Genomic DNA, 26139 nt, shown 5'->3' on the forward strand with positions numbered 1-26139 from the left:
ACTGCGAAGGTTACATGATATCAGCGAGACTTGGAAACTATCTCATCAAATTAGTTCCCCCATAGAACCCCCTTGAGCCATCTGGCACACTTTTCTCTTTTTGTCAAATTTTATGTTAAGAAAGATGTGACTAATGGATAGGAGCAGCAGAGAGGGAGAATTATACTAAATCCAGTTATTAAAAACTGATTATCTATTCTCTTCCTGCGTCGATTTGAGCGGGGGAAATTGACGACGTAAAAGCAAGGAATTACTCACTACCATAACCGAACTAAAAGCCATCAAAGCTGCTGCTAGGGCCGGACTGAAAGCTAGACCCCAACGGGGCAGTAATAAACCACCGGCAATGGGAATAGCAAAGGTATTATAACCCAAAGCCCAAAAAAGATTTTGTCGGATTTTTTGCCATGTGACGAGACTTAAATGCAGAGATTGCACCACATCCTCCAGGCGATCGCTAATTAAAACGATCCCAGCCGTTTCCATGGCCACTTCTGTGCCACCGGCCAGAGCAATACCGATGTTAGCCTGTCCTAGTGCGGGAGCATCATTGATACCATCCCCGACCATAGCCACGATTTTGCCCTCTTTTGTCTGTAGGTCGGCAATTAAGGCGGATTTTTCGGTGGGGGCAACTTCGGCATAAAATTGGCTAATACCCAAACTATTAGCGATCGCTGTCACCGCTTCTTGGCGATCGCCACTGAGTAAAATCACCTCTAAACCGAGTTTTTGCAACTGATTAACGGTTGTTTGAGCATCGGGACGTAATCGATCCTGAAAAGCGATCGCGCCGAGTAATTGTTCTTCCATACCTAGATAAATCACCGTTTTACCCGCTTGTAAAAGCTCTTGAATCCCCCAGATAGTTTCATCGATTTTAATGCCGTTCTGCGCCAACCATTGCCGATTTCCTAGAACAATTTTCGACCCCTGCACCCTTGCAGAAACTCCCAATCCGGCCACAGTTTGAAAATCTTCCCCCGTCAGGTTAGTAGGAAGAGTAACCGCGTCTAAAATCGCCCGAGCGAGGGGATGATTAGTACCACTCTCCACTACTGCGGCTAATTGTTGAATTTCCAGGGAATTAAGCTCAGAAAAACTCAAACAATCGGTAATTTCTGGATGACCTTGACTGAGGGTTCCCGTTTTGTCAAAAACCACCGTTTGCAGTTGCGAGACGGTTTCCAAAACATCGCCCCCTTTAATTAAAATGCCCCGTTCGGCTGCTAAACTGGTTCCCACCAGTAGGGCCGTCGGTGTGGCTAAACCGAGAGCGCAGGGACAAGCGACCACAAGCACAGAAATCGCTAATTTTAGGGACAAAAGTAGGGGAGAAGTGGGTTGAATCATCTCGTGGTGTCCTGTGGTTGACCCTAACACCTCTGGAAAGAGCCTAGTTCCCCAAAAATACCAAAAGAGCAGCACAATTAGGGCAATTATCATGACTCCGTAGGCAAAATAACCCGCTACCCGGTCCGCTATCTTCTGCACCGGGGCCTTGCGAGTTTGGGCTGATTCCACGGCTGCGATAATCTTAGCTAGGGTGGTATCGGTCCCCACCTGACGAGTTTGCACGGCGATCGCACCAGAGAGATTGAAACTGCCGGCAATGACTAGATCTCCCATTTCCTTGACCACCGGCAGCGATTCCCCCGTTAACAAAGCTTCATCTACCGTGGTTCTTCCCTGAATAATCTCCCCATCCACGGGAATTTTTTCTCCGGGTAAGACGCGCACCCATTCCCCGACGCGCAGCTGTTCCACGGGAATGGCCACGCCCACACGGTCATCTGTACTACCAATCAGGTGAGCCACTGCCGGTTGTAGGGAGGTAAGCGCTTCTAGGTCTGCGGCTGCGCGATGACGGGAATGCGCTTCTAGAGTCCGTCCGAGGAGAATAAACCCTAACAGCATGACCGGTTCATCGAAAAAGCACTCTAGACCGAGATTAGGGAAGATAAGAGCCAAACAACTGGCTATATAGGCGCTACCTGTGCCTAAACTAACGAGAGTGTTCATATTTGGCATTCCGTGCCGTAATCCCCGCCAACCATCGATGAAAATATCGCGGCCGGGGAATAAAATGGCTAGGGTGGCTAAAGTCCAGTGAAAAGCAATACTTTGAAAGATGGGGATTTCTGGTCCCCCGATGTGGTGTAAGTGACCAATCAGGGAAAAAACCAGTAAAAAACAAGCGATCGCTAATCGGTATAATTGTTGTTGCCGTTCTTTTTGTTGGTTTTGCAGCCGTTGATTTTGTTGAGAAAGGGGAGTCGATGAGCTGCGCGGTTGGGAGGGGAATCCAATCGCGGTTAATTTTGCGGCTAACTGCTCTGGTGCGATCGCATCTGGTTGGTATTCAATCACGGCAATTTCCGTGATTAGATTAACTTGGGCCGATTTTACCCCTTGATTTTGGCTGAGTTGTCGTTCTACGGCACTAACACAGCCAGCGCATTTCATGCCTTTTACGTCTAGAGTAGCGGTTTTTAGTCCAGTTTCGGCGGCTAGGATCATAGAAAAAGTAGGCAAGGATGGTCTTTACTTCTATCCTAGAAATTATCGACGGATTTTTAAACTATTTTGGCCTGTAGGGTTACAGATAGATGAAATTTCATTACAGATAGCTGAAATTTCAGGTAGCCGATCTGGTAGTGGACTGACACAGCTAAAATAGGGCAATAGATAAGCTCAACTGAGGACATCAATCATGGGAAGAGGTAGGCGAGATAAAGTTTATCTGACAGTCGCACAACGAGAAAACTTTGAACAAATCAGTGGGGGAGGGTTCATCACAGAGTACGCTAATCGGCATAACACGCTTATCGTAATATTATACGGAAAACTTCTTGCGATCGCTCCATTTGAGCGTAATATACGGAAAGATTCTTAAAAAAATGCGTATTTGGCGTGATATACGGAAAATTTCCGTATAGTATATAGTTATACAGCTTCAATTTCTGAATAAAGCGTCAGCTTGAGGCTTATCTGTTGTAGTTTAAGATTAAGGTACCTTTAAACGGTTGATTATGCATGGATTCGTTCTACCTTGAAGAATGGGAAATATGGTATACATTCTCAACTTACCTTAAAGCCCACATAAATAATCTAGAAACCGTAGCTAAATTACTAGTTGAATCTGAAATTGCAGATTGCTGCATAATATCAAGCGGCGAAACTTTTTGTCGAACCGATAATGGTGTTGTTTCAGGCAAAACTGTCCTTGAGTTATCAGGTGATTTAAAGAAGTTTTCTGCTGAATTCAATGCGAATTCTGTAGAAGTAAGAGACTTCACTCGGTACGCACGCGAGACTTGGCTGATTGGAGTACAGTTTTTGTATGGTGAAGCCCGACAAATTTCTCAAGGTAGAGAACTTCCAACGCCACATCTTAGGGCTTTTCTACAACCAATTCGTCTAGTAAAGAAAGAAGAGAGAATTACTAGTCTTTATCCAGTTATTGTTCTGTATCAAAGTGGTGTTCTGCTTATCGAGCTTCGTATGATATCTCCAGATGATTCTGTTGAGATTAGTGATTTTATTCGCAACTATGTCAACATACAGCAATATGACTATGATTTTGCCATAGTGCCAACTGCCATTAGTGTTTTAGCTCCGGAGGCTTATCAATATTACTCAAACCCCAAAATTAATATATTTCAAAGACTCGATCTTTTGGAGAAAAAGAAGAAACAGAAAAAAACACTTCGGGCTTTATCACGAAAGGTTGAGTCTGGCGATTTTGAATTTGAGGTAGCGCCACTTTTCGGTACAGACAGAAAAGAGACTATTACATCTATAACACAGACATTATTTACCATTGTAGGATTTGTTGTTAAAAGCCCTATTTCTTCTATTGAACTATTAATAAAAGGAGTTCCAAAAATGCCAGAAATAGGGGAGTATTGGAGCGGTAGACCTCATATACATTTAGTTCGGCATAGTAATCAGCTAGATGCTTCTTCTAGAAATGAGGAGTCAAATAAGGAATTTTTTGGTCGAATACTAGCGCGTGTTCCAGAAGCAAGCGGTGATTTTTCGATCTACTTACCTCCAAATTCACGTAAATTTGAAGACTATGCAGCTTATATTACATCGGCGGTAACGTTGTGGGTTTGGTCTAAAAGTGGACTTGAGAATCAAGAACAATGGATGGATATTAATAGAGGTAATTTGATATACGAACATCAAGTTCAAGTTGAATTACTTGAATATGGCTTCATTCTTTATAAAAGCCTTATTGAAAAGTCAAAAACACTGAAAGAATATCCAGATATCCTAGCTATCAGAAGAGATCTTGCTGAATTAAAATCAAAAATGATTGAAACAACTCCTTATGATGAGGTTAGAGACTTACTCTCTAAAGGGTGGGAACAAATGAATCTAGAAGCAATGCAAAGTCAAATTTCTGAAAATCTGTCAATTCTAGAGAGTGAAATTAAGTTTATTGAGTCTAAACAAGGTGATAATTTTAGAGTTTTTTTGACGATACTTGGATTAATTGCCTCTGCATCTTTTGCCAAATCAATAGTCAGCCCTTTTTGGAAAGCTCTTTCGTTGTGGTTGCCATCAAATGGGAACTGGGCTGAACTTTTCTTGGTTGGTATTTCAGCCATGCTTATTATATTTATAGTTCTTTTTCTAAAGCGTTTCATTTACAGATGATGCGTTGAAGCTATATTAATTTCTCTTATTTGTTAGCTGCGCTGCATAACAACCTGGCTGGAGCGGACTGACGAGGGATTTTGGCGGTGTTGCAAAGGTTTGACGTTTTTGAAAAACCAGTCAAGATATCTTGTAGGGTGCGTTAATGAAATGTAACGCACCTTATCTAATGTTCAAAATTCGTGCGTTACGCTGACTGGACTGTTTCAGCCGTAGGGTGCGTTCCCTAATGTAGGATTTTTGAGAACGCACCATGCTCATTGATTGAAGCGGTGAGTCTAAGTGCGATTACGAAGGCACGGCCTAGCAGTACACTGATCTTGTCCGGTAAGGGGCGGGCTATAATGAACATAGATAGACAGTCCTCAGCAGTTAGAAAATAATGCCTCAAGCACTCGAAGCCGTATTTGATGGGACAGCCCTTCAACTGGAAGAACCCTTAAACCTAGCCGCAGGCACGAGGGTGACAATTATCATTGAAAGTGTTTTACCCAATGAAGTAAAACCACCTAAAACGTTTCTGGAAACTGCTCAGTCTTTGAAATTACAGGGTGAACCTGATTGGTCAGAAAAAATTGACCAATATTTGTCTGGTGAAACCATTGACCATAATAGACCTCTTGCATAAATCCGAAAACAAACGATAGAAACAATAATGGGAGGGACTTTCAGTTAATTATTTATTAGTAGTTGATAATCTTCAAAAATGTTGCTGTACAAGGATCGACTTAAGACTTTTGCAAGAGGTCTAATGACTGAAGTTTTTTTAGATACATCTTTTGCGATCGCGTTATCTTCCGTCACCGATCGAAATCATCTACGGGCTGTTCAGCTTGCTAATCAAATTGAGACTAACAAAACCCGTCTAGTAACAACTCAGGCGATCTTGCTAGAAATAGGTAATGCACTTTCTAAGCAAAGATACAGAGCGGCGGCAATCCAACTTTTAGAATCCCTCGAAACCGATCCCAGCGTTCAAGTCATTTTATTAACCAATAGCCTATACAGGTTAGCATTCAATTTGTTTAAGCAACGAGAAGACAAAGAATGGGGGTTGGTGGACTGTATGTCATTCATCGTGATGCAGGATCGAGGAATCACTGACGCACTAACTGCCGATACCCATTTTCAACAAGCGGGGTTTAGAGCATTGTTAAAGGACTAATCACTTTACACGCTGATGAAAACTAGGTCTAATGAACCCGCTGCCAATAGATTTTGGGGAACGCACCATGCACATTGATTGAAGCTGTGAGGTTAGGTGCGGTGCTGCTCTTGTGGGCCCAGTTGAGGAATGTTAGGGAAGATTGCCAATGTTTAGGTTAAAATAGAGGGGCAAAAGTTGCCACAGGGTCGCTTCAATGACAGTTCGACAACCCCGCTACAGCAAAGAAGAATTTGCCCGACGTGGACACGAAGTCTATGAGTCTCAGGTACGCTCCCAAATCGAGGAAGGGAATCATGGGAAGATTGTAGCAATAGACATCGAAACAGGGGCTTTTGAAGTGGCTGACGACAGCCTAACAGCTGCTAAACAACTGTTAATACGTTTTCCTGATGCACAAATATTTGGTATTCGCATTGGACATCGTGCCGTCCATCGTTTTGGCTTTCGTTCCCCCAGTGTGTCGCCATGATGATGGGGAGCGTCAATTCGCGCCGAGAAGCAATTATTCAATTCGTAGTGCTAGGCGAAAATCACCAGAGGCAAGCGATTAAAGCAGTTATTGACACTGGTTACACTGGATTTCTCACGTTGCCTTCTGCTATCATTACAACACTAGGATTAACGTGGTATATGCAAGAAGAGGGAATCTTGGGCGATGGAAGCCTCTGTATGTTTAACGTATTTGAGGCAACTGTGATCTGGGATGGTCAGATCAAATCTATTGAAATCAATGAGTCAGAGACAGATCCATTAGTTGGTATGGGTTTACTTGATGGCTATGATTTGAATATTCAGGGTTTTGCTGGGGGATTAGTGACAATTAAACCTTTGTCATAGTCCCTAGTTAGAAAAATGTCTAACAAATCACTGCACCCGACCTATGATTAGACTACTTATACCAAATTTCTAAATTCCTGACAGTGCGATGCCGAAGGCACTGCCTAGCAGTGCGTTAATGAAATGTAAAGCATCTTTTTCTGTGGCATGATCAGTTCGACAACCGACAATCTATAATCATTTCAGATAAGTCTGATACACTCTAGACCAGTTAAACTCTTATGGACTCTGGCATTGATATTCTCAATCTTAATTGAAATGACTATACGAATTGCAGTGCAGACAATACCTTACTCGAAAAACCCTGCGCTACTATTAGAATTAGATGCGATCATTTTGAGAGCGACTGAGCCACCCTATAATGTTCAAATTCATGCTGGAGTCCTAACCCATGCGAGCGAAACTTTCAGAGCAAATCTCGTCCACTGATGCAGAAATTATTTTAAGACGCTTACCAGAATGGATTCAGGATGCTTTGATTGCTCGCGCTACTGAAATTGATTATCCCGTTGAAGCGATTCTTGAGATGGCGATCGCCAGTTTTTTAGACACAGAGGCATTAAGTTTTGCCGACTGTAAGCCAGGGCGAGGTCAATAAGTGGGATGGCTACCGCTGTAGGGTGCGTTCCCTAATGCAGGATTTTTGGGGACGCACCCTGCTTATTGATTGAAGTCGTTAGACCGCTTCAATTTTAGGGTAATAGTTGCTAAGGTCCGCTAACCTCACCGGTGAACCCACCTAGGGAGAGGTTTTTGAGTGCTAAAAAATTATTTCTTCTCCATAAAAACGATAAAATCTCTATTCTGGAAGCATAAATAGACTTCAGGCAGATTTAAAGGCACATTTAAGCCGTATAAATCGAATATTTACACTTTTTTCAGCTAATCAAGCCATTAATGGCTTGATTTATTTGCATATAACCTAACTAAGAGCGTATAATTTTTTCTTCGATGTATTGTAATTGTTTTTTATTTCATATAAAATACAATCTCAGAGAAAATACCTAGCAATCTCCCATAAATAAACAAAGGAGCCGATGACATCGTGATCCCTGATCCTAGATCCCCAAAACCGAAAACCCTCTTACCCTTTATTTCTCTAGCTACGGCTGCCGTCGTCACAACGGGAATCGGACTAGCTTCTAGTCCCCTATCAGCATCGAGTAAGCTGCTGGCAGCTGCGGATAAACAGCAAGCTAAACAACAAACCGTGGAAATCACCCTGGTTTCCTACGCGGTGACTCAATCGGCCTACTCAAAAATCATCCCTCTATTCGTCAACAAATGGAAAAGAGAGAAAAAACAGGATGTGGTGATTAAACAGAGTTATGGCGGCTCTGGTTCCCAAACCCGCGCTGTTATCGACGGATTAGATGCAGATGTGGTAAATTTGGCTATCGGTTCCGACGTGGAACGCTTGCAAAAAGCGGGTTTAGTTAACCCCGGTTGGCAGAAAGAACTCCCCAATAACGCCATCGCCACTCGTTCCGTGGTAGCTTTAGTTACTCGTCAGGGCAATCCCAAAGGAATCCGCAACTGGCCAGATCTAGCCAAATCGGGGATTAAAGTCATCACTGCCAACCCGAAAACCTCTGGGGTGGCCCGGTGGAATTTTCTGGCCCTGTGGGGATCGGTAACTCGGACCGGCGGAAATGAAACACAAGCGACCAATTTCGTCCGCAATGTCTATAAAAACGTGCCTGTACTACCCAAAGATGCCCGGGAAGCCAGCGATGTCTTCTTTAAACAGGATCAGGGGGATGTGCTGCTTAACTACGAAAACGAGGTAATTTTGGCCCGTCAAAAAGGGGAAACCGGTTTTTCCTATACTATTCCTGCGGTCAATGTTTCGATCGATCCGCCCGTGGCCGTAGTGGATAAAATAGTTGATAAACGCAAAACCCGGGAAGTAGCGACGGCTTTTGCCCAATTTCTCTTTACTCCGGAAGCGCAGCGGGAATTCGCCAAGGTGGGTTTCCGTCCCGTTAATGCTAATGTGGCTAAAGAGTTTAGTAAACAATACCCAAAAGTTTCGAATCTTTTCCCCTATACTGCGGTTGGTAGTTGGGATGCGATCCAGAAAAAATTCTTCGCTGATGGGGCGATTTTTGACCAAATCCAGCGTTAATTAGTAGTGAGCCGTCAGCTAAGTAAGTGGTTCTGATTAATTGATCCCCCCTTAATCCCCCCTTAATCCCCCCTTAATCCCCCCTTAATAAGGGGGGTATCTGACAATTTTCAACACCTACTTACTTAGATAGCTGATGGCAAAAAAAAACAAAGATGATAGTTAGTAACTAAAAAAAAAAGATGTATCTACTTGACAAAATCAAAAACGGAAGCTTGGTATTGATTGGTTACTTATTATCGCCCCTGTGTTGGTGGAACGATCTAATTTTTAATCTGCCGATCGCCTACGGTTTCGGTCGTTTAATTGCTTGCTTGCACGCCGATTTTTTTCTACCAGCGGCCATGGTTGGTTATTGGTTATCCAATCTTGTGGGAATTCTGCTAATGCAATTCGGGACGAAAGAATTAATTGGTGGAGAGAAAGAAGAACGCAATTGGCAAAAAGAATTAAGAAATGGATTACTTTCCTCGACAGTTTACACTTTAGTTATTCTGGGCCTAATTCATTTTCAGGTATTAGAAATGCCCCTGTTATCCTCGATCGCCACTTTTTCCCCGTGATTCCCAAAACTTACTTAAACAATAGCTTAATTTTCTTGGTTATCTTGTTAACATCGCTAACTTTTACTGATTTAGCGATCGCTATTCGCCAGCAGCCGCAAGGATTTGCGTGGGAAAAATCCCTGATGCTATCTATTCATCAAACCGCTAATTTAAACCTAAATTTTTTGGCGATAAAACTAACGGGATTAGGCACTTATTGGGGAGTGGCCCCGATACTGACAATTTCACTGCTGATTTTTGCCCTAAAAAAATACTGGTATGGGTTCGCTTATCTCCTTGTAACCATGGCGGGAGGTTGGGCAATTAGTTATAATCTCAAGATTCTTTTTCGTCGGAATCGCCCGCAATTTTGGGAGTTATTTTATCCCTTACCCCACGATTTTTCCTTCCCTAGCGGCCATACTTTATTTAGTTCCCTGTTAGTCGTTTCTTTACTGATCCTATCTTGGAGAACGCGCTGGTTTTTAGGGGTGGTTTTACTGGGGATTCCCTTCGTCTTGGTTATTGCTTGGACTCGTCTTTATTTAGGAGTTCACTTTCCTAGTGATATCCTTGCCTCTTGGCTTTTAGCGAGCGCTTGGTCTTTCCTAGTTCATATCTGGTGGCAACAGTTATTAGAGACACCCAAGGCGATCAACACCCAAGAGGAAATTAATAATTAGGGTTGGCTGAATATCAGTGAAAGCTTTGCTAGAAAACGGTTTAGGGACTTTTGTTGTCAAGAAAAGTGCCAGAGACAAACGTTGAGAAATCGATCCGAGGGACTCAAAACCCTTGCACTTTCCGGAGGCGATTGCAAAGGGTTCCGCTTCTCAGTGTGCGAGGTTATTCTGTTATTCTGACTTCCCCTCCTGACTACTGACTCCTGACTCCTAACCCCACCAACAAACTTTTTTAGCAAACCCTAATTAGTTGACCGACTTGCTGCCAAAAAAAATATCACGTTATACCTAAATTTTTGGAGAAAGCTAATCAAAGCCCTATAGTAATTATCGTTTGATACTCGTCGCTGACACTGAATCATGAAACCAAAACTGCGTCAAGGGAAGGGTCTATCCCTGGGACGGTTTCACAGCCGTCCCCTTGCTTTTTTCACTTTAGTTCTCCTCTGCATTTTAACCTTTACCTTAGCCCCGTCATCGCCCCTGATGGCCACGTCTAAATCTGAGACTAAGATAGACTTTGTATCGCCGGCGTGGGTAGCACAAAATCTCAACGATCCGAAGTTAAAAATTCTCGATGTGCGGATTAATCCTTTGGAATATATCACCGGTCATTTACCGAAAGCGGTGAATATAGCCGACAATAATTTTCGTGGTCCAAACGGATTTTTACCGGTTCAATATTGGCAAGAGGATAAAATTGGCAGTCTCTTTGCCGCCGCGGGAATCACTAATGGCGATCGAGTGGTAGTATATTCCGATGGTCGCGATGTCTTGGGGGCAACCATGGTCGCCTATTTATTAGAGCGATCGGGTTTCCGAGATGTGGCCGTCTTAGATGGGGGTTTTAAGGGTTATAAGGGTTCTGAACAGAAGGTAACGAAAGAATTCCCTAAATATCAACCCGGGAGCTTTACTGTCCGTGATAATCCCTCGATTCGGGTGACTTTGGCAGAAGTAGAGAAATTGATCGGCAAACCCGATGTGGTTTTTATCGATCCTAGACCCGAAGAACTTTTTCAGGGGAAACAGGATATCTGGCTGAGAAATGGTCATATTCCGGGGGCGAAAAATATACCCTGGCCGACTTTTACGGAAGCGAATAATCCCGATGAATCTCTGAAAAATCCCCATAAATTGAAATCTTTAGACGAAATCAGGAAGATTCTTGCCCAACGCAACATCAAGCCCTCGGATAATATTATTGTCAGTTGCAGTACGGGACGGGAAGCGACTTTACAGTATGTTGTCCTCAAACATCTGCTCGGTTATCCCAAGGTGCGAATTTATGAGGGTTCTTGGACAGAGTACAGTACCACGGATCTGCCCGTCGCTACTGGGCCAGAAAAAGCGGTCTGAAGTCAAGTTTGTCGGTTTATACTCGTTGTGTTTAACCATCTTGCCCAAGATGGTTTTTTTGTTGGGGTAGGGTCGCGAGTAGGGCTAAGTTAGACGGACGCAAAAAAACCTCGGCGCTCATCCCGAGGTGAATTTAGGAGATTTGAGCTTATGTTGACGTAAAGTTGACGGGAATTAGCTAAGGGCGTTGATCACATAATCAATGTAGGAATTAGCTTCTACAGCAGCATCCCCAGTTAATCCGTGATTGGTTTTGATGTATTTTAAGGCTTCGATATACCAACTAGGAGATAGCTCAAAGGCGCTATTAATTTCACTCAAACCGGCGACTAGATATTCATCGATCGGGCCTGTACCGCCTACCACGAGCGCATAGGTGATAATCCGGATATAGTAGCCGATATCACGAACGCACTTGGATTTCCCTCGCTCATCGTAGGCATAGTTCGGCCCCTGGAGTTGGGTGGTGTAGGGAAATTTTTGATAGACAGCGTTGGCTGCTTCTTGGGCTAAACTGGGGGCTTTTTGGGCGAGGATTTTTACCGCTTCTAGGGTGATGGCGGCCTGACGGAAACGACCGAACGCTACTTGTAATTCAGCACTGCTGAGAAAACGGCCTTGGGAATCGGCAGTAGCTACCGCTTCGGTTAAAGGTGTTTTGGTCATGGATGGAATTGCTCCTACAAAAGTTTAATCGGATTGAGATAAGAAAGTCACAGCATCAGGAAACTGCCGCCGCCGCTCGATCGAAGTAAGAAGCGACTTCTGCTAGTAAAGAACTGCAATCCCCGCGAGTGATACCGTTGGGATCGGCCGCTAGGGCAAGGGAAGCGTCCTTGAGCTTGAGAATTCCGGCCGCAACAGAAGCTCCCGGAACTCCCAGGGCGACGTAGGTTTCCCGGAGACCGTTCAAGGCGCGATCATCGAGGATGCTGGCATCGCCGGTGAAGGTGGCATAGGTAACGTAGCGCAGGATAATTTCCAAATCCCGCAAGCAGGCGGCGGCACGACGGTTGGTATAGGCGTTGCCACCGGGGGCAACTAAAACGGGCTGTTCTGAAAACAAACTACGCGCGGCATCGGTAACGATCGCAGAAGAATTACTGGAAAGACGATTGACCACATCCACGCGTTTATTACCATCTTTGACGAAGGCAATTAGGGCATTGACTTGATTCTCGCTCAGGTATTCCCCGCGGGTATCGGCCTGAGAAACGACTTTGGCAAAGGCATCTAACACCATAGTTTTCATCTCCTATAATGATGATTGGTTTCGGCAAAATATCGAGGTTGATTGCTCTGGCTTTTCTTTATTTTTTCCGATAAAGTATCTAGGAGTTTTTTTCTTGGGACTATACTATCGTCCTTGAAAAAATTTTACTCTCCCTTGGCCAGATTTTTTTGTATATCGAGGAACAATTCTTGTTAATTGAATTTAGCGTTTATTGACGCTCCTAGACAGACTTCGTTTTTGCCATGAATTATTTTATAGACCATTTTCCTACTTTTATTTATTAAAAATTGTTTCTTAAAAAAACAGCAAAAAAATAATTTTTTAGGATAAATCTCAGAAAACTTTCTTAAATGTGTAACCCGATACTAAGAAAAAGTATCGCTCTTTTCATCTCTCTAATAATTCCTTTAAGTTGTTTAAACAAATGTGCTTTTATATACTAATAATAATTAACTAAATTGAGATAAATTTCCCAAGACAATTTTGCCGATTGTGCTTCGATATACAAAAAAAGTGGCAAGGCAAAAAAATCGACAGGGATCCCCGCCGACGTTGTGATCAGAGGTGCCAACACCAGCATTTTGCAGTGTACTCCGACTTAAAAAGTATTGTAAAACATCTTAAATACATATATAATCAAAAATAGTCAACAAATACAAAGCAAGTGGGATTATGCCGATCGCAAGAGACATCACCCAATTGGTAGGACGGACTCCCCTAGTTCAACTGAATCGAATCCCAGTGGCAGAGGGAGTAAAAGCCCGCATCGTCGTCAAACTGGAAAGTATGAACCCCGCCGCCTCGGTTAAGGATCGCATCGGGGTCAGTATGGTGGAGGACGCTGAAGCCGCCGGACTAATTCACCCCGATAAAACAATTCTGGTGGAACCCACTTCAGGTAATACCGGCATCGCCCTGGCCATGGTAGCGGCGGCCAAAGGCTATCGCCTAGTCCTGACTATGCCCGAAACCATGAGTTTAGAACGACGGGCGATGTTAAAAGCTTACGGGGCGCAATTAGAATTAACCCCGGGTAGCCAAGGCATGAAAGGAGCGATCGCCCGGGCTGAGGAAATAGTCGAAAATACCCCCAACGCCTATAGTTTGCAACAGTTCCGCAACCCGGCCAACCCGAAAATTCACCGGGAAACCACCGCCGAGGAAATCTGGGCCGATACCGACGGCCTGGTAGATATCGTTATCGGTGGCGTGGGAACCGGGGGAACCATTACCGGTATTGCCGAAACCATTAAACCCCGTCGTCCCCAATTTCAAGCGATCGCAGTTGAACCCTCTAATAGTCCCGTCTTATCGGGGGGACAACCGGGGCCGCACAAAATCCAAGGCATCGGCGCCGGTTTTATCCCGGCAATTTTCCGACCGGAATTAATCGATGAGGTGATTGTCGTCGATGATACAGAGGCTTTCGCCTACGCGCGACGGTTAGCTCGTCAGGAGGGACTACTATCGGGCATCTCGGCCGGGGCCGCTTTATGGGCGGCGATTCAGGTGGGCAAAAGACCCGAAAACGAAGATAAATTAATCGTCATGATTCAGCCTAGTTTCGGGGAACGTTACCTCAGCACGGCCCTGTTTAAAGACCTCGAAGATATCGACTAATAGGAAAATAAATTGATGGAATTTGCAACGAGGGCAATTCATGGGGGGCAAGAACCAGACTCTAGCCATGGTGCGGTAACGGTTCCCATTGATCTCACTTCCACCTATAACACCGGCTTTACTAGGATTATCGATCGGGATCGAGAATAGGAACGATTTAAAGCGGGATCTGGAAAGGGCTTTGATTGGTTAGGCGAAGTTTTTATCTCATTTGATGGGTTAAACAATGTTTTTTGACTCGGAAGATTGGCAAACGATTATTTTTCGGCTCAGTATGGCTATGGCCGTCGGCTGTCTGATTGGTTATAACCGACAGCGAGGCGGTCGTCCGGCTGGATTGAGAACTTTTATCATCGTTAGTCTCGGGGCTGCCATGTTCGTGATGATTCCCCTACAAGCGGAAGGAGATGTGGGTTATGCGTCTTCTAATGCTCTCAGTCGCACTATTCAAGGGGTCGCTTCTGGTGTCGGTTTTTTAGGGGCGGGAATCATCCTACAACAATCCCATCGGGAACTAAATAAGGTACAAGTGAAAGGTTTGACTTCGGCGGCGACTATCTGGTTAGCGGCAGGATTAGGCGCGGCTTCTGGTTGCGGTTTATGGCAGATGGTTCTGGTGGGAACTCTATTCTCTCTGTGCACTTTAAGTGGCATTAAACGACTTAAGAAAAATAAATCTTTAGGCAAATATATTAAAGGTCGTAAGAAAATATCTACGATTAATCAAGAAATAAATCCATCGGATAATTCAGCATCTCATTAATAAAAAAAGTGATAAAAATTAATTTTTTTTGAGAGGGCAAAAGCTTTTATTTACTGGCTTTTACCTCGAAAAGATTATGTTTTTTCTGCAATTTATTGGTCAAAAAAATATAATAAATTTTTCATAAAATTTATTATAAACAAATACAAAACAAAAATTTTATGTGATAATATTTAGACAGAGTAACCACTTTTCTAAACAGGAGAAAATTCAACTATGATCAACCGAAATAAGAGCTTTCAAAGCCTCAAAAATCAAGTTTTCCGGCTGCTGATTTTCCTCTTAACTGTCACTTTGCTCCTAGGGGGAAGGGGAAATGCGATCGCCTTGCCGCTACTCCCCGAACAGTTGGCCGTCATCGACCGTGCAACGGCAACGGGTGGCACCGTGGTTGAACCGGTCAAGAAAAAAAATGAGGTTTCTAGCCCAAAAATTCTGGAAGATGCCCAAATTGCCTATGAAAAAGCCATCCAAGCGACAAAATCGGCTATCGATGACCTAAAGGCTCAACTAGCCGCTCCTTCTCTCGACAAGAAGATTATCGAAGCTCAACAGGACAACCTAGAGGACTTAGCGGATAATATTGACGATCTAGGGGAAAAAGTGAGTAAATTGACGAAAAAATTGACCAAATCTGGGGCTAAACTCAGTGAAACCCTGCAAAACAACCTTATTACCCTAGAAAATAGCCTCGTTAATACCTCCGAGACGATCGATATCTTAGCCGACGACACCGAACGACTCAAAGACAGTGCTTCCCCTTTCCTGAAAACTCGCGTGGAAAAGACCATCGACGCGGTTAAACAGACTCTACAGGAAAGCGATCGAGCTTGGCAAGAACTGATCTCCTCGGCCACAACGGAACTGGAGAAGACTAGCACCCCGAAATAAATAGGGCTTGCAAGGGCATACAATCGGTCTTTTTTGGGGTAATTATCGTTTTTACCCCAAAATTCTTCAAAAAAACCTTAACTCGTCTAAAAAGCTCCTTTCTCGACGGCCTTGTGCTTTTGACTAGCTAAGTACCTAATCAAAATTAATTATCAATCATGACGCTTACCTATCAACCACCAACCCCCCATCGCTGGCACTTTGATAATCGGGCAATTTTGCCCCTCAGAAACCCTAATTTCTGGAAAATCGAGAGTGGAGTCGTGAAAACCTCCACCTGGTTAGAAGATGGAACCCTGATCGTCTTGGGATTGTGGGGACCTGGCAGTTTTGTCGGTAAAACCCTAGAGAGAGTCAATCCCTATCAAGTTGAGTGCATCACTCCTGTACAAGCAGTTTCCTTTTCCACAGTTGAGAGTTATCAAATGGCAGAAATTCTGCTGTCTCATCTTCAGCAAGCACAAGAGCTAAGTATTATTCGTAGCTACAAACGTACTGATGTTATGGTTGTGAAATTACTGTCATGGTTAGGCAATCAATTTGGTAAACAAACCGGTACCGGACAATTAATTGATGTGCGTCTAACTCATCAGGATATCGCTGACTTATTGGGAACCACTAGAGTCACAATTACCCGCGCACTTAATCATCTTGAACAACAAGGGGCCGTGGAACGTCTTCCCGTCCATCGTCTTCTTTTACGAGAGGAGGAAATCTGGCACTACGAGATTTAGAATGGGAAGGATTATCTCTTTTTTCAATCTATGAATTGGTTAGTAGCCCTTTTAATTACTAGCGTGACGAGTTTTGTAGCCACAAATCTCGATGATCTGATGGTGCTAATGTTGTTTTTCTCGCGACTTAATGCTAATTTTCGACCTCGACACCTGATTATTGGTCAATACCTCGGTTTTACCCTCATTCTCCTAGCTAGTTCCCTCGGTTTACTATTTGGGTTACTGGTTTCTAAAGAATGGATTGGTCTATTAGGATTTATTCCTTTGATTATCGGCATTAAACAACTTTTGTCAAGGGAAAATGAGGATTACATTCAAGAAGTAAGAGAAGATGTTAATTATTCTAAAAATCGCTCCTTTGTTCCTCGTTTTCCCTCCCAAACCTATTACATCGCTGCCGTGACCGTGGCTAACGGCGGTGATAATATTGGTATCTATACCTCTCTTTTTGCCAATAATTCCCCGATGCACGTCTTAATTATCATGATAATTTTTTATCTCATGATGGGGATTTGGTGCGCCCTAGCCTATTTTTTGATTACCCATCCCAGGATAGCTAAAGTGGTTACAAACTACGGACATAAAATTAGTCCTTTTATCTATATTATTCTAGGGATTTATATCTTAATTGACAGCAAATCCTATCGTTTATTTTTAATGTCTTAACCAAGAATGCCTAAAAATCGTCTTTTAAGTAGGGAGGTAAAATTATTTGTAGGATGGGTTAGCGGTAGCGTAACATGAGCAGGCGTTGGGTTTCATGCTTCAACCCAACCTACGTTCTCTTGAAAAGTTATAAAAGGATTTGTTATGAGAATTAAAAAACAACAGATAGCGGCCGAAGCTTCCTGCAAAAACCGACATTGGCGAGTTAATACTATTTTTCAACAAATGGGCATCGCCTATTGATAACCTAAATGCTCAACCAAACGCTTCTTTTCTCCCCAAGGACACCCTTACCATACCCCTAATTCCCTCCCCGATAGTGATCTATGAGCTACATTGACCGGAATCAATTTTCTGCAACTTTCGACATCGCCATTATCGGGGGAGGATTTAGTGGTTCCCTCGTGACGGCGAACCTGTTACGCGACACGGGGACTCCATTATCGATCGCCCTGATCGAGCGCCGAAAACCCCTCGGTACGGGGATCGCCTACGGAACGCGAGACAGCGGCCACCTGCTCAATATTCCTGCGGGCAAAATGAGCGCCTTCGAGGACGATCCCGAACATTTCCTCCACTGGTTAGCAGATAACGGCTATCGATCGATCGATCCGGCCAGCTTCGTCCCGCGTCTAGTGTACGGCAAATACATCCGATCGATCCTAGAAGAAGCGCGGGACAACGCCATTGCCGATCACCGTCTGGAGACATTTACCGATGCGGCGATCGATCTGGCACTCGACGGGGAAAAGGCGACAATTACCCTCAAAGGAGGCAAGAAAATCAGCGCCGCTAAAGTAGTTCTGGCGCTGGGCAATTTTCCCGCAACGGTTCCCCAACCCCTCGCGTCCCTCAATTCCCCCTATCTCCGCGACGCTTGGGAGACGGACACACTCGCCGAGCTAAAACCCGACGGGACGATTCTGCTCGTCGGTACGGGGTTAACGATGGTGGATATGGTGGTTTCCCTGGCACAAAGGGGATTCACGGGCAAAATCCACGCGGTTTCCCGTCATGGCCTGATCCCCCGATCGCACCGCCCCACCGATCCCTATCCCCCGTTCCTCACCCTCGAAACCGCACCCCAGACCACCCGGGGACTCCTACGGCGAATTCGCGCGGAGGTAAAAACCGCCGAGAGTCGAGGTCACGACTGGCGGGCCGTTTTAAACGCCTTACGCCCGATATCTCAAGGTCTATGGCATTGTCTGCCGATAGCGGAACGCGCCAGATTTCTACGCCACCTGAAAGCCTATTGGGAGGTTCTTCGCCATCGCCTCGCCGACGAGATCGCCAGTATCCTCGATGAGGCCGTAGAATCGGGACAATTAACCTATCATGGGGGAAGAATTGAAACTGCCGAGGATAAAAACGGCTGTGTAGAGGTTACTATCCGTCAACGGGGGACGGGAAACCTCTTAAACCTAACGATCGATCGAATTATTAACTGTACCGGCGCGGGTAACGATTACGCGACCATAACCGATCCCCTCGTCGTTCATCTTCGCCAACGGGGGTTAATCCGTCTCCATCCTTTGAATTGTGGCATCGAAACCGCGGACAACGGGGCGATTCTCAGGCCAGACGGTACGGCATCGAACACGCTGTACAGCTTGGGAAATCCCCGCAAAGGCGATCTCTGGGAAACCACCGCCATTCCCGAACTGCGTTTACAGGCGGCCGAACTGGCCCGGGATTTGTTGCGATCGCTGAAAGAGAGAATTTCTCTCCCCACGGCCTACTCGATCGCATTCGGGCCGGCAGCGCCGATTTTCCGCCAGCTTTTCGATAGGGAATCGAGTACCTACACCTATCTGATCGCTGATTCGGGTACGGGGGAGGCGATTTTAATCGATCCGGTCCTGGAACAGGTCGATCGCGATCGGCAGATTCTTTGGCAGTTGGGGTTAACTCTAGGCTACACCATGGAAACCCATGTCCACGCCGACCATATCACCGGAGCGCACCGATTACGCGAGTTAACCAACTGTTCGATCCTCGTTCCCGAAAACGCGGAAGTGAGCGATATCGATGGTTATGTGCGCGATGGCGACCTCTGGACCGTGGCAGGTCAGCAGCTAAAAGCGATCGCTACTCCAGGCCACACCGATAGTCATATAGCCTATCTCATCGATGAAAAACGCCTATTAACGGGGGATGCACTCTTAATTCGCGGTTGCGGTCGTACCGATTTTCAGAACGGTTCGCCGGAAGTACTATACAGGACGGTGACGGAGAAGTTATTCACCCTCCCCGACGATACGCTTGTTTATCCCTGTCACGATTATCTGGGAAGAACGGTCTCCTCGATCGGTGAGGAAAAGCGCTGGAATCCCCGTTTCGCTGGCCGCAATCGTGAGGATTTTATTCAGTTAATGAATAATCTCAATCTCCCCTATCCCAAGAAGATGACCGCTGCCTTAAGTGCCAACGCACGGGGTGGTAAGGTGGTTTTCGTCATGGATTATCAGATATAAACGGGCAAGCGATACTCAAAAGCCGCTCGATTTCTAGTGCTTCGCTCGGAATGTGACAGATCGTCCGTGGACTCATCGTCTATGTTCGGTCAGGATAGAGCTATGGACGAAAACAAGGCAAAAATTTTAAAAGCGTTGGGTTCGTTAGTAAGACAACACAGAGAAAATCTAGGTATTTCCCAAGAAGAACTAGCGACACGCTCGAATCTAGATAGAACATATATTTCTGGCATCGAGCGCGGGATTCGCAATCCTTCTGTAACCGCTCTTGTTAGTCTGGCGAACGGAATGAACCTCAATGTCTCCAATCTATTAGAAGGCTTGGAAAACAAAGTTAATCAAACCAATGGAAAAGATCGTACAACACGGACAACGTAGACACTCAAAAGCTTCCGAAAGTTACATAGATGTTACTTTTCGATATGATGACGGTACGATTTGGGAAGGCGCGATTCCAGTTGAGTATAGACGTACTGGCGTAGATCTGGCCGAATCTTCGGCAATCGAAGAATATCTTCAGCAAGCTTTTCTATACTGTCATCCGAGTAATTATCCGAAGTGGAGACAAGAACAAGAGGTCTTCTGGTTACAGAAAGAAGCGGAAGTAACAAAATCATTCTTTGATGTACTTATCACTTTTAAATGGACTTGTGTTGCTTGTCAATTACCCCCGAATCCGAATTGGGCTAGAAGGATTCAAGATTTAAAAGAAATGGGATATACGATCGCAACTCATACATCAAAAAAATGCCCGACTTGTGGTTCCAAGAAAACGCATATTATACTTGTTCCTCTACCTCGTGGTGGAATATCTGGATACGAAGTATGGTCGTCATCCCTACGAAAGAAAATCATTGATCTGCTCGGTGGTTATGATGCTTACGAGGGTAAGACTGTAGGGAAAGATAATCTGTTACCCGACCATAAATTTCCAGAAATTCGTTGGGGAAACGATACGAGACGAGATTCATTAGAGCATTTGGCCGATACGGAGATTCGAGAACAATTTCAACTTTTGACGAATCAGCGCAATTTACAGAAGCGTGAAGTCTGCCGTAAATGCTACCAAACAGGGGATCGGGGCTATCCCTTCGGTATTCAATACTATTATGAGGGTGATAAAAAATGGCCGGATACCATTCCAAAAAGTGGAAAAGCGGCGGAAGTAGGGTGTAGTGGCTGTGGATGGTATGATTTGCAGAAATGGAGAATTGCTCTCAACCGCAAGCTATCGGATTTAAATTCTGATTAATCTGCGATTCTTGCTCTAGCTGTAAAGCAACTTTGTTGAGATAAGGAATTAAAGCGTATCCGATACATTCGGCTAAACGTGGGGGAACCGCATTACCAATTTGCCACATAGCTTTTTTCATGGTTCCCTCAAAAATAAACGAATCGGGGAAAGATTGAAGTCTGGCCATTTCACGGGCGGAAATAACTCGATTAAGATGGGGATGAATATGTGTACCTCCATGATTTTCTTTGATGGTCATACTCGGTTTGCCTGGATACTGGCGCTTAAAAGCATCAACGTAGGTTTCATAGAGAGAACCACCGGGGGGTACTCGTGCGATCCGTTCCATATACTTCGAGGAATGGCGTGTCCATTCATGATTAATTTCGGGAATAGGCGTGTAAGCAGGTAAATCGGAAATAGCCGACTCTATCGGAATATATTGATGAGGTAGTAATTGAGGTTGAGGATAAGGATTAGGTAGATCGAATCTATTAGCTATAAAAATTGCTCTCGGTCTAATTTGAGGAATTCCATAAGCGGCAGATTCAAGAATAGCGATCGAAATATTAGAATAACCGATCGATTCAAACTCTTCTAAGATAGTTTCTTTCACCTTGCCTTTTTGCATCGTGAGAATCCCTGGCACATTTTCCATGACGACATACCAAGGCTGAATTTCAGAAACCACTCTTATAAACTCTTTAAATAATTGATTTCGAGGATCATTGGGATCTCGTTTACCAGCGACCGAAAAACCCTGACACGGCGGACCTCCAACCACTAAATGTATATCGGGTGAGCCTGCCAAGATAAGCCATTTCTCTGCTTGAAAGTCATGAATATCACCACAGAAATGATGGCATTGTGGGAAGTTGTACCGATGTGTTAATGAAGCGACAGGATTGATTTCAACACTTGCTGCTGGATGAAAATTTGCCTGAACTAAACCTTGAGTTATGCCACCAGCACCACAAAATAAATCAATGAAGTTATAAGTTAGATGAGGAGCGATCGGACAATTAACATCCACAAAAACTTGATGTAAATCACGCTTGATGGTCAGTAGTTCCCGTTGAATTTTTTCATAACGTCCTAATTTGACTTTTTTCGTCTTTTCAATATCTTGATTATTTTGAGGGAATAATGATAATTGAAGTTCTGACATTGCTCTGACTTGAATATATATGGTTTATTGTGACACATCGTCCACAAAAAATCAAGTCACGCCTATGGAAGGTAGAGTAACAAAGTCAAGCTACTTTTAACCTAGTCGTCATCAATCCCCGATCGCTCTCTACCCCACCATCCCCAACCGGGGACCATTTCCCATTTCCCAGCCATTCCCGAAAGTCACGAGAAGATCATTCAACGCATCCATATCACCATCCATTAAAAATGCGTCGTGACCGTGCGGCGATCGCAACCAAAATAATTCAGAATTGGGGATATATTTCGCCAACTCCTCTTGTTCCACGGGAGGATAAAGAAGATCCGAATCGATCGCCACGATCGCCGTCGGTTGTTGAATCGACTGTAGGACTGATTCGTAACTTTTTCCCGTCCGCGTGACATCATGACGATCCATCGCCCTACTTAAGGTGATATAAGCATTAGCGTCAAAACGTTCGACTAACTTTTTCCCCTGATATTCTAAATAGCGGGCGATCGTAAACTCTCCCCCCTCCCCGTACTCGCGGCCGAAACGGGACTCGAAACTGGCGTGCGATCGGTAGGTAGTCATCGCCATCATCCGGGCCGCCGATAAACCCCGGGCCGGAGGGCGATCGAGCGCATAATTTCCCCCTTGCCAATGGGGATCGGCATAGATCGCTCCCCTTTGAGCCTCTCCCAGCGCGATACACCAGGCCGAATGTCGTCCCGAAGCGGCGATGACAGCGATCGAGCGCGTCCTCTCCGGGTACAGTAGCGCCCACTCCAAAACCTGCATCCCTCCCAAGGATCCCCCGATCACCAATCGCAAAGACTCGATCCCCAATGCGTCCATCAACACCCCTTGCAGGTGAACCAGATCCCGAATGGTGATCTCCGGGAAAGTCGGGCCGTAGGGTTTACTGGTACGGGGATCGATCGAAGTGGGGCCGGTCGTCCCGTAGCAACTGCCGAGAATATTGCTACAGACAATAAAATCGCGGGTCGGATCGAGAACGCGTCCGGTTCCTAACAAAGGTTCCCACCAAGCTTCCACGTCGGCCCATCCCGTGAAGGCATGACAGACAATAACCCCGTTATCCCGCTTGTTATTCAAAATTCCCCAGGTTCGATAGGCGATCCGCACCCTTTCGAGAACCGCCCCCGATTCGAGAACAAAAGGATGCGGTGGGGAATAGAAACGGGTTTCCGGGGAGATCAAGTCTAGGCGATCCATGGGCGGGGTGGTTGGTTATAAACTCTGGAAAGTTTGCTGGAAATCCTCGATAATATCGTCAATATGTTCCAAACCCACGGAAACGCGGATTAATTCGGGCGTTACTCCCGCCGATCGCTGTTCTTCTTCGTTTAACTGCTGGTGAGTCGTCGAGGCGGGATGGATAACCAGGGTTTTTGCGTCGCCCACGTTGGCAAGATGGCTGGCCAGTTTCACCCGGTTGATAAAATTCCGCCCGGCCTCGAAACCGCCCCGAACCCCGAAGGCTAAAACCCCGCCGAAGCCGTGTTTTAGGTACTTCTTCGCCCGTTCGTGGTAAGGATGTTCCGGTAATCCGGGATAATCCACCCATTCCACCTGTGGCTGTTCTTTGAGCCAGTTCGCCAAGGCCAAGGCGTTGGATACATGACGATCGACCCGTAGGGAGAGGGTTTCCAATCCCTGTAGCAGTAAAAATGCGTTAAACGGACTCAAGGCGGGCCCAAAATCCCGCAATCCCTCCACCCGCGCCCGGATAATAAAGGCGATATTGCCCAAGGGTCCAGACGGTCCGAACACCTCGTAGAAATTCAACCCGTGATAACCCGGTGCCGGTTCGGTAAACTGGGTAAATTTGCCGTTTCCCCAGTCGAATTTACCCGAATCGACGATTACTCCGCCGATGGAAGTGCCGTGACCGCCGATCCATTTGGTCGCCGATTGCACCACGATATCCGCGCCCTGTTCGATCGGGCGACAGAGATAGCCGCCGCAACCGAAGGTATTATCGACGATGAGGGGAATGCCGTTCTCGTGGGCGATATGGGCCAGGGCGGCAAAATCGGGAATATTAAATCGGGGATTGCCGATCGTCTCGACGTATAAGGCTTTGGTGCGATCATCGATCGCCGCTCGAAAAGCCTCGGCCTCATCGCCATCGACGAACTTGACATTTATTCCTAAACGTGGTAAGGAGACTTTGAACTGATTATAGGTTCCGCCGTAGAGGTAGCTAGTGGAAACGATATTATCCCCCGCACCGGCAATATTAGCGATCGCTAGAAATTGCGCCGCCTGACCGCTAGAGGTGGCCAGGGCCGCTGCGCCTCCTTCTAAAGCCGCGATCCGCTTCTCGAAGACATCGGTGGTCGGGTTCATGATCCTGGTGTAGATGTTGCCGAACTCTTGTAGGGCAAACAGTCGCGCCCCGTGGTCGGCATCGTTGAAAACGTAGGAAGTGGTTTGATAGATGGGAACGGCGCGGGCGTTGGTTCCGGGGGCAGGTTCCTGGCCGGCGTGTACTTGTAGCGTCTCGAAACGGTAACGGTCAGACATAGGCACTTACGGACGAAAATAAAGGATAAATTCCTCGATCTGTGCGATCGAGGAAAAAGGGTGATTATCTCCTTAATAATGGATAAATAGAGGGTTTTAACCCATTTATCGCTATTTTTTCATGAATGACAGTTCGCTGGTCGATAGCATTTAAACAGCATTAAAAGCATTCACTTCCTATCCTACTTCGAGTAGAACGATCCTTGCCTCGTTTCACAAAGATTCCAAGACTTCCTGCGAGTAGGGTGGCGAACACGACATTAGGTTCGGGAACCTTGACATCGGCGGCGATTACTTTGAAATCTGGCCCGTTATCGCCGACTCCGTTCAAACGTTGGGGATCGTTATTGCGCTCGCTAGTTAAGCGCAGAGTTCGCGCGCGGATACCGTCGAGCCGAATCCCGATCGAACCAATATTGAACGGGCCGTTGTTGAGGACGGGAGGAACGATCGTGCTGATGTTATAGTCCGCTTTCGTGTAGTTCGCGCGTAAAATTTTATAACTGGCTAAGACCGTCGTTCCATCGTCCGCGAGCGCTTCCACCAGTAAATCGCTATCCCCCGCAACGGTTCCCCCCGGCGTTCCCCCCCGTTCCCAGAAAAAGAACGTATTCACCGGTCGGAGGAAAGAAACCTCGATAATTGCAGTATCGGCGTTCTCACGGGTTACAAGGAGACTATTCAGGTTTAAATTGCCCAAACTGGCGGCGATATCCGCATCGGTGGGGTTCGGTTTCGCTGGACCCTCCCCGACCAGGGGATCGCTAGTCGTGTTCGGTCCGTGACCCGCATGGAGAATTCCGTTAGTATATGTGACTCCCCCCACGGTAACGTCGGCGGTATCGTTGCGGATAAACCGACCCGCATTGACCAGATCAAACTGACTGACCGTTAAACCGTTGAAAACCACCGAATCGAGACGGACATCTCTAGTGGGATCGTTGAGAAGATTAGGATTTCCGGTTAGGTCCGGACTCGCGGTAACGTTGGTTTGAAAGGAAAAGGGGAGAAAACCCGCCGCGCGCGCGGGTGTTCCAGTCGTTAGAGCTAAGGCCACTCCGGTGGTTGTGGCGGCGATTTTGAAAAGAGCGGCGAGGTGGCGCGACTGCCTGAAAAGATGACTCATCGATAAATGACCTCGTTAGGGAATGGAATTAAGTACAGTAGGCTTATCCGTTTACTGTATTTAGGGTTCTACCATAGCCATTTTTGTGAGTCAATTTATCGAGATATCCTTTATACAAAATATCTTTTATGCCGAAACTAGATTGTGTTAAGGTAATTGGGCTCTTCGTTATTTGTTATGGTTCGATAGGGGGGCATAAATCGACTAAATCCTTATCTGGCAAGAGACTTAATTGATTAGTTCGCTCTAGAGCAAAAACAATTGACAAAAATCGCTAAATGCCTTTCTATATAAGGGTTA

General features: G+C 45.5%; 26 protein-coding genes and 1 pseudogene. 20 read left to right on the plus strand and 7 right to left on the minus strand.

Going from position 1 to position 26139, the window contains the following annotated elements; translation table 11 throughout:
• Positions 1-189 precede the first annotated feature (189 nt).
• Positions 190-2520: a heavy metal translocating P-type ATPase gene (locus IM456_RS00610; RefSeq protein ID WP_287691311.1), complete on the minus strand. Its 2331-nt coding sequence runs from the start codon at positions 2518-2520 to the stop codon at positions 190-192.
• Between the two features lie 516 nt (positions 2521-3036).
• Between IM456_RS00610 and IM456_RS00615 the strand changes: the two genes are divergently transcribed.
• The 10 genes from IM456_RS00615 to IM456_RS00660 all read left to right on the plus strand — a co-directional run bounded on the left by IM456_RS00615 (position 3037) and on the right by IM456_RS00660 (position 11388).
• On the plus strand, positions 3037-4668 hold the full coding sequence (locus IM456_RS00615) for a hypothetical protein (RefSeq protein WP_123230803.1): 1632 nt from the start codon (positions 3037-3039) through the stop codon (positions 4666-4668).
• A gap of 382 nt (positions 4669-5050) precedes the next feature.
• Entirely contained in the window at positions 5051-5296 is a 246-nt protein-coding gene (locus IM456_RS00620) for an antitoxin family protein (protein ID WP_287691298.1), read from the plus strand.
• A 123-nt stretch (positions 5297-5419) separates the two neighbouring features.
• Positions 5420-5833, plus strand: a complete 414-nt coding sequence (locus tag IM456_RS00625; RefSeq protein WP_002793821.1) for a type II toxin-antitoxin system VapC family toxin — start codon at positions 5420-5422, stop codon at positions 5831-5833.
• 196 nt (positions 5834-6029) lie between these two features.
• Complete coding sequence (locus IM456_RS00630; protein ID WP_002733756.1) at positions 6030-6305, plus strand: hypothetical protein; 276 nt, start codon at positions 6030-6032, stop codon at positions 6303-6305.
• Positions 6302-6673 (plus strand): clan AA aspartic protease, encoded by a 372-nt coding sequence (locus IM456_RS00635; protein ID WP_149986674.1) that lies wholly within the window; start codon positions 6302-6304, stop codon positions 6671-6673. Before IM456_RS00630 ends, IM456_RS00635 begins: the two co-directional genes overlap by 4 nt.
• Before the next feature lie 391 nt (positions 6674-7064).
• Positions 7065-7271: a hypothetical protein gene (locus tag IM456_RS00640; protein ID WP_287691301.1), complete on the plus strand. Its 207-nt coding sequence runs from the start codon at positions 7065-7067 to the stop codon at positions 7269-7271.
• 447 nt (positions 7272-7718) lie between these two features.
• Positions 7719-8801, plus strand: coding sequence for a sulfate ABC transporter substrate-binding protein (locus IM456_RS00645; protein ID WP_287691303.1), 1083 nt, complete (start codon positions 7719-7721; stop codon positions 8799-8801).
• Between the two features lie 182 nt (positions 8802-8983).
• Positions 8984-9364 (plus strand): DUF7980 family protein, encoded by a 381-nt coding sequence (locus IM456_RS00650; RefSeq protein ID WP_147070946.1) that lies wholly within the window; start codon positions 8984-8986, stop codon positions 9362-9364.
• The gene (locus IM456_RS00655) at positions 9361-10029 is read left to right on the plus strand and encodes a phosphatase PAP2 family protein (RefSeq protein ID WP_149986672.1); all 669 of its coding nucleotides are present in this window, start codon (positions 9361-9363) and stop codon (positions 10027-10029) included. The genes IM456_RS00650 and IM456_RS00655 overlap by 4 nt, the downstream gene beginning before the upstream one ends.
• A 360-nt stretch (positions 10030-10389) precedes the next feature.
• Positions 10390-11388 carry a sulfurtransferase gene (locus IM456_RS00660; RefSeq protein WP_149986671.1) on the plus strand — a complete coding sequence of 333 codons (999 nt, stop codon included), beginning with the start codon at positions 10390-10392 and terminating at the stop codon, positions 11386-11388.
• A 174-nt stretch (positions 11389-11562) separates the two neighbouring features.
• On the opposite strand, the gene cpcA is transcribed toward IM456_RS00660, so the two are convergent.
• Positions 11563-12054, minus strand: coding sequence for a C-phycocyanin subunit alpha (cpcA, locus tag IM456_RS00665; RefSeq protein WP_002762687.1), 492 nt, complete (start codon positions 12052-12054; stop codon positions 11563-11565).
• A gap of 55 nt (positions 12055-12109) precedes the next feature.
• Positions 12110-12628, minus strand: coding sequence for a C-phycocyanin subunit beta (gene cpcB, locus IM456_RS00670; protein ID WP_002733930.1), 519 nt, complete (start codon positions 12626-12628; stop codon positions 12110-12112).
• A 666-nt stretch (positions 12629-13294) separates the two neighbouring features.
• On the opposite strand from cpcB, the gene cysK reads away from it, so the two are divergent.
• The 10 genes and pseudogenes from cysK (at position 13295) to IM456_RS00720 (ending at position 21028) form a co-directional block, all read left to right on the plus strand.
• A complete protein-coding gene (cysK, locus tag IM456_RS00675) occupies positions 13295-14242 on the plus strand; it encodes a cysteine synthase A (RefSeq protein WP_149986670.1) in 948 nt (315 codons plus the stop codon).
• A gap of 15 nt (positions 14243-14257) precedes the next feature.
• Positions 14258-14392: a hypothetical protein gene (locus tag IM456_RS00680; protein WP_149986669.1), complete on the plus strand. Its 135-nt coding sequence runs from the start codon at positions 14258-14260 to the stop codon at positions 14390-14392.
• A 76-nt stretch (positions 14393-14468) separates the two neighbouring features.
• A complete protein-coding gene (locus IM456_RS00685; RefSeq protein WP_002762685.1) occupies positions 14469-15005 on the plus strand; it encodes an MgtC/SapB family protein in 537 nt (178 codons plus the stop codon).
• Between the two features lie 216 nt (positions 15006-15221).
• Positions 15222-15896 carry a hypothetical protein gene (locus IM456_RS00690; protein WP_147070956.1) on the plus strand — a complete coding sequence of 225 codons (675 nt, stop codon included), beginning with the start codon at positions 15222-15224 and terminating at the stop codon, positions 15894-15896.
• A 158-nt stretch (positions 15897-16054) separates the two neighbouring features.
• Positions 16055-16630, plus strand: a complete 576-nt coding sequence (locus tag IM456_RS00695; RefSeq protein ID WP_147070959.1) for a Crp/Fnr family transcriptional regulator — start codon at positions 16055-16057, stop codon at positions 16628-16630.
• 30 nt (positions 16631-16660) lie between these two features.
• Positions 16661-17299, plus strand: coding sequence for a cadmium resistance transporter (locus IM456_RS00700; RefSeq protein WP_287691306.1), 639 nt, complete (start codon positions 16661-16663; stop codon positions 17297-17299).
• Positions 17300-17625: 326 nt separating this feature from the next.
• Positions 17626-18105: pseudogene (locus tag IM456_RS00705) on the plus strand (FAD/NAD(P)-binding protein); the annotation flags it as partial.
• A gap of 963 nt (positions 18106-19068) precedes the next feature.
• On the plus strand, positions 19069-19776 hold the full coding sequence (locus IM456_RS00710; RefSeq protein ID WP_253881179.1) for an MBL fold metallo-hydrolase: 708 nt from the start codon (positions 19069-19071) through the stop codon (positions 19774-19776).
• A 102-nt stretch (positions 19777-19878) separates the two neighbouring features.
• Positions 19879-20154 (plus strand): helix-turn-helix domain-containing protein, encoded by a 276-nt coding sequence (locus tag IM456_RS00715; protein WP_052278399.1) that lies wholly within the window; start codon positions 19879-19881, stop codon positions 20152-20154.
• Entirely contained in the window at positions 20123-21028 is a 906-nt protein-coding gene (locus tag IM456_RS00720) for a restriction endonuclease (protein ID WP_149986665.1), read from the plus strand. Before IM456_RS00715 ends, IM456_RS00720 begins: the two co-directional genes overlap by 32 nt.
• Here the strand turns inward: IM456_RS00720 and IM456_RS00725 are convergent.
• The 4 genes from IM456_RS00725 to IM456_RS00740 all read right to left on the minus strand — a co-directional run bounded on the left by IM456_RS00725 (position 20994) and on the right by IM456_RS00740 (position 25839).
• Positions 20994-22178 carry a DNA cytosine methyltransferase gene (locus IM456_RS00725; RefSeq protein ID WP_052276021.1) on the minus strand — a complete coding sequence of 395 codons (1185 nt, stop codon included), beginning with the start codon at positions 22176-22178 and terminating at the stop codon, positions 20994-20996. The two genes, IM456_RS00720 and IM456_RS00725, sit on opposite strands and share 35 nt — an antisense overlap.
• A gap of 129 nt (positions 22179-22307) precedes the next feature.
• Positions 22308-23399 carry a homoserine O-acetyltransferase MetX gene (gene metX, locus IM456_RS00730; RefSeq protein ID WP_287691308.1) on the minus strand — a complete coding sequence of 364 codons (1092 nt, stop codon included), beginning with the start codon at positions 23397-23399 and terminating at the stop codon, positions 22308-22310.
• A gap of 15 nt (positions 23400-23414) precedes the next feature.
• Positions 23415-24713 carry an O-acetylhomoserine aminocarboxypropyltransferase/cysteine synthase family protein gene (locus IM456_RS00735; RefSeq protein ID WP_149986662.1) on the minus strand — a complete coding sequence of 433 codons (1299 nt, stop codon included), beginning with the start codon at positions 24711-24713 and terminating at the stop codon, positions 23415-23417.
• A 160-nt stretch (positions 24714-24873) separates the two neighbouring features.
• Positions 24874-25839 carry an exosortase-dependent surface protein XDP2 gene (locus tag IM456_RS00740; RefSeq protein WP_287691310.1) on the minus strand — a complete coding sequence of 322 codons (966 nt, stop codon included), beginning with the start codon at positions 25837-25839 and terminating at the stop codon, positions 24874-24876.
• Positions 25840-26139 lie beyond the last annotated feature (300 nt).

The sequence above is a fragment of the Microcystis sp. M079S1 genome (genome assembly GCF_020246425.1).
Classification (GTDB): Bacteria; Cyanobacteriota; Cyanobacteriia; order Cyanobacteriales; family Microcystaceae; genus Microcystis; species Microcystis aeruginosa.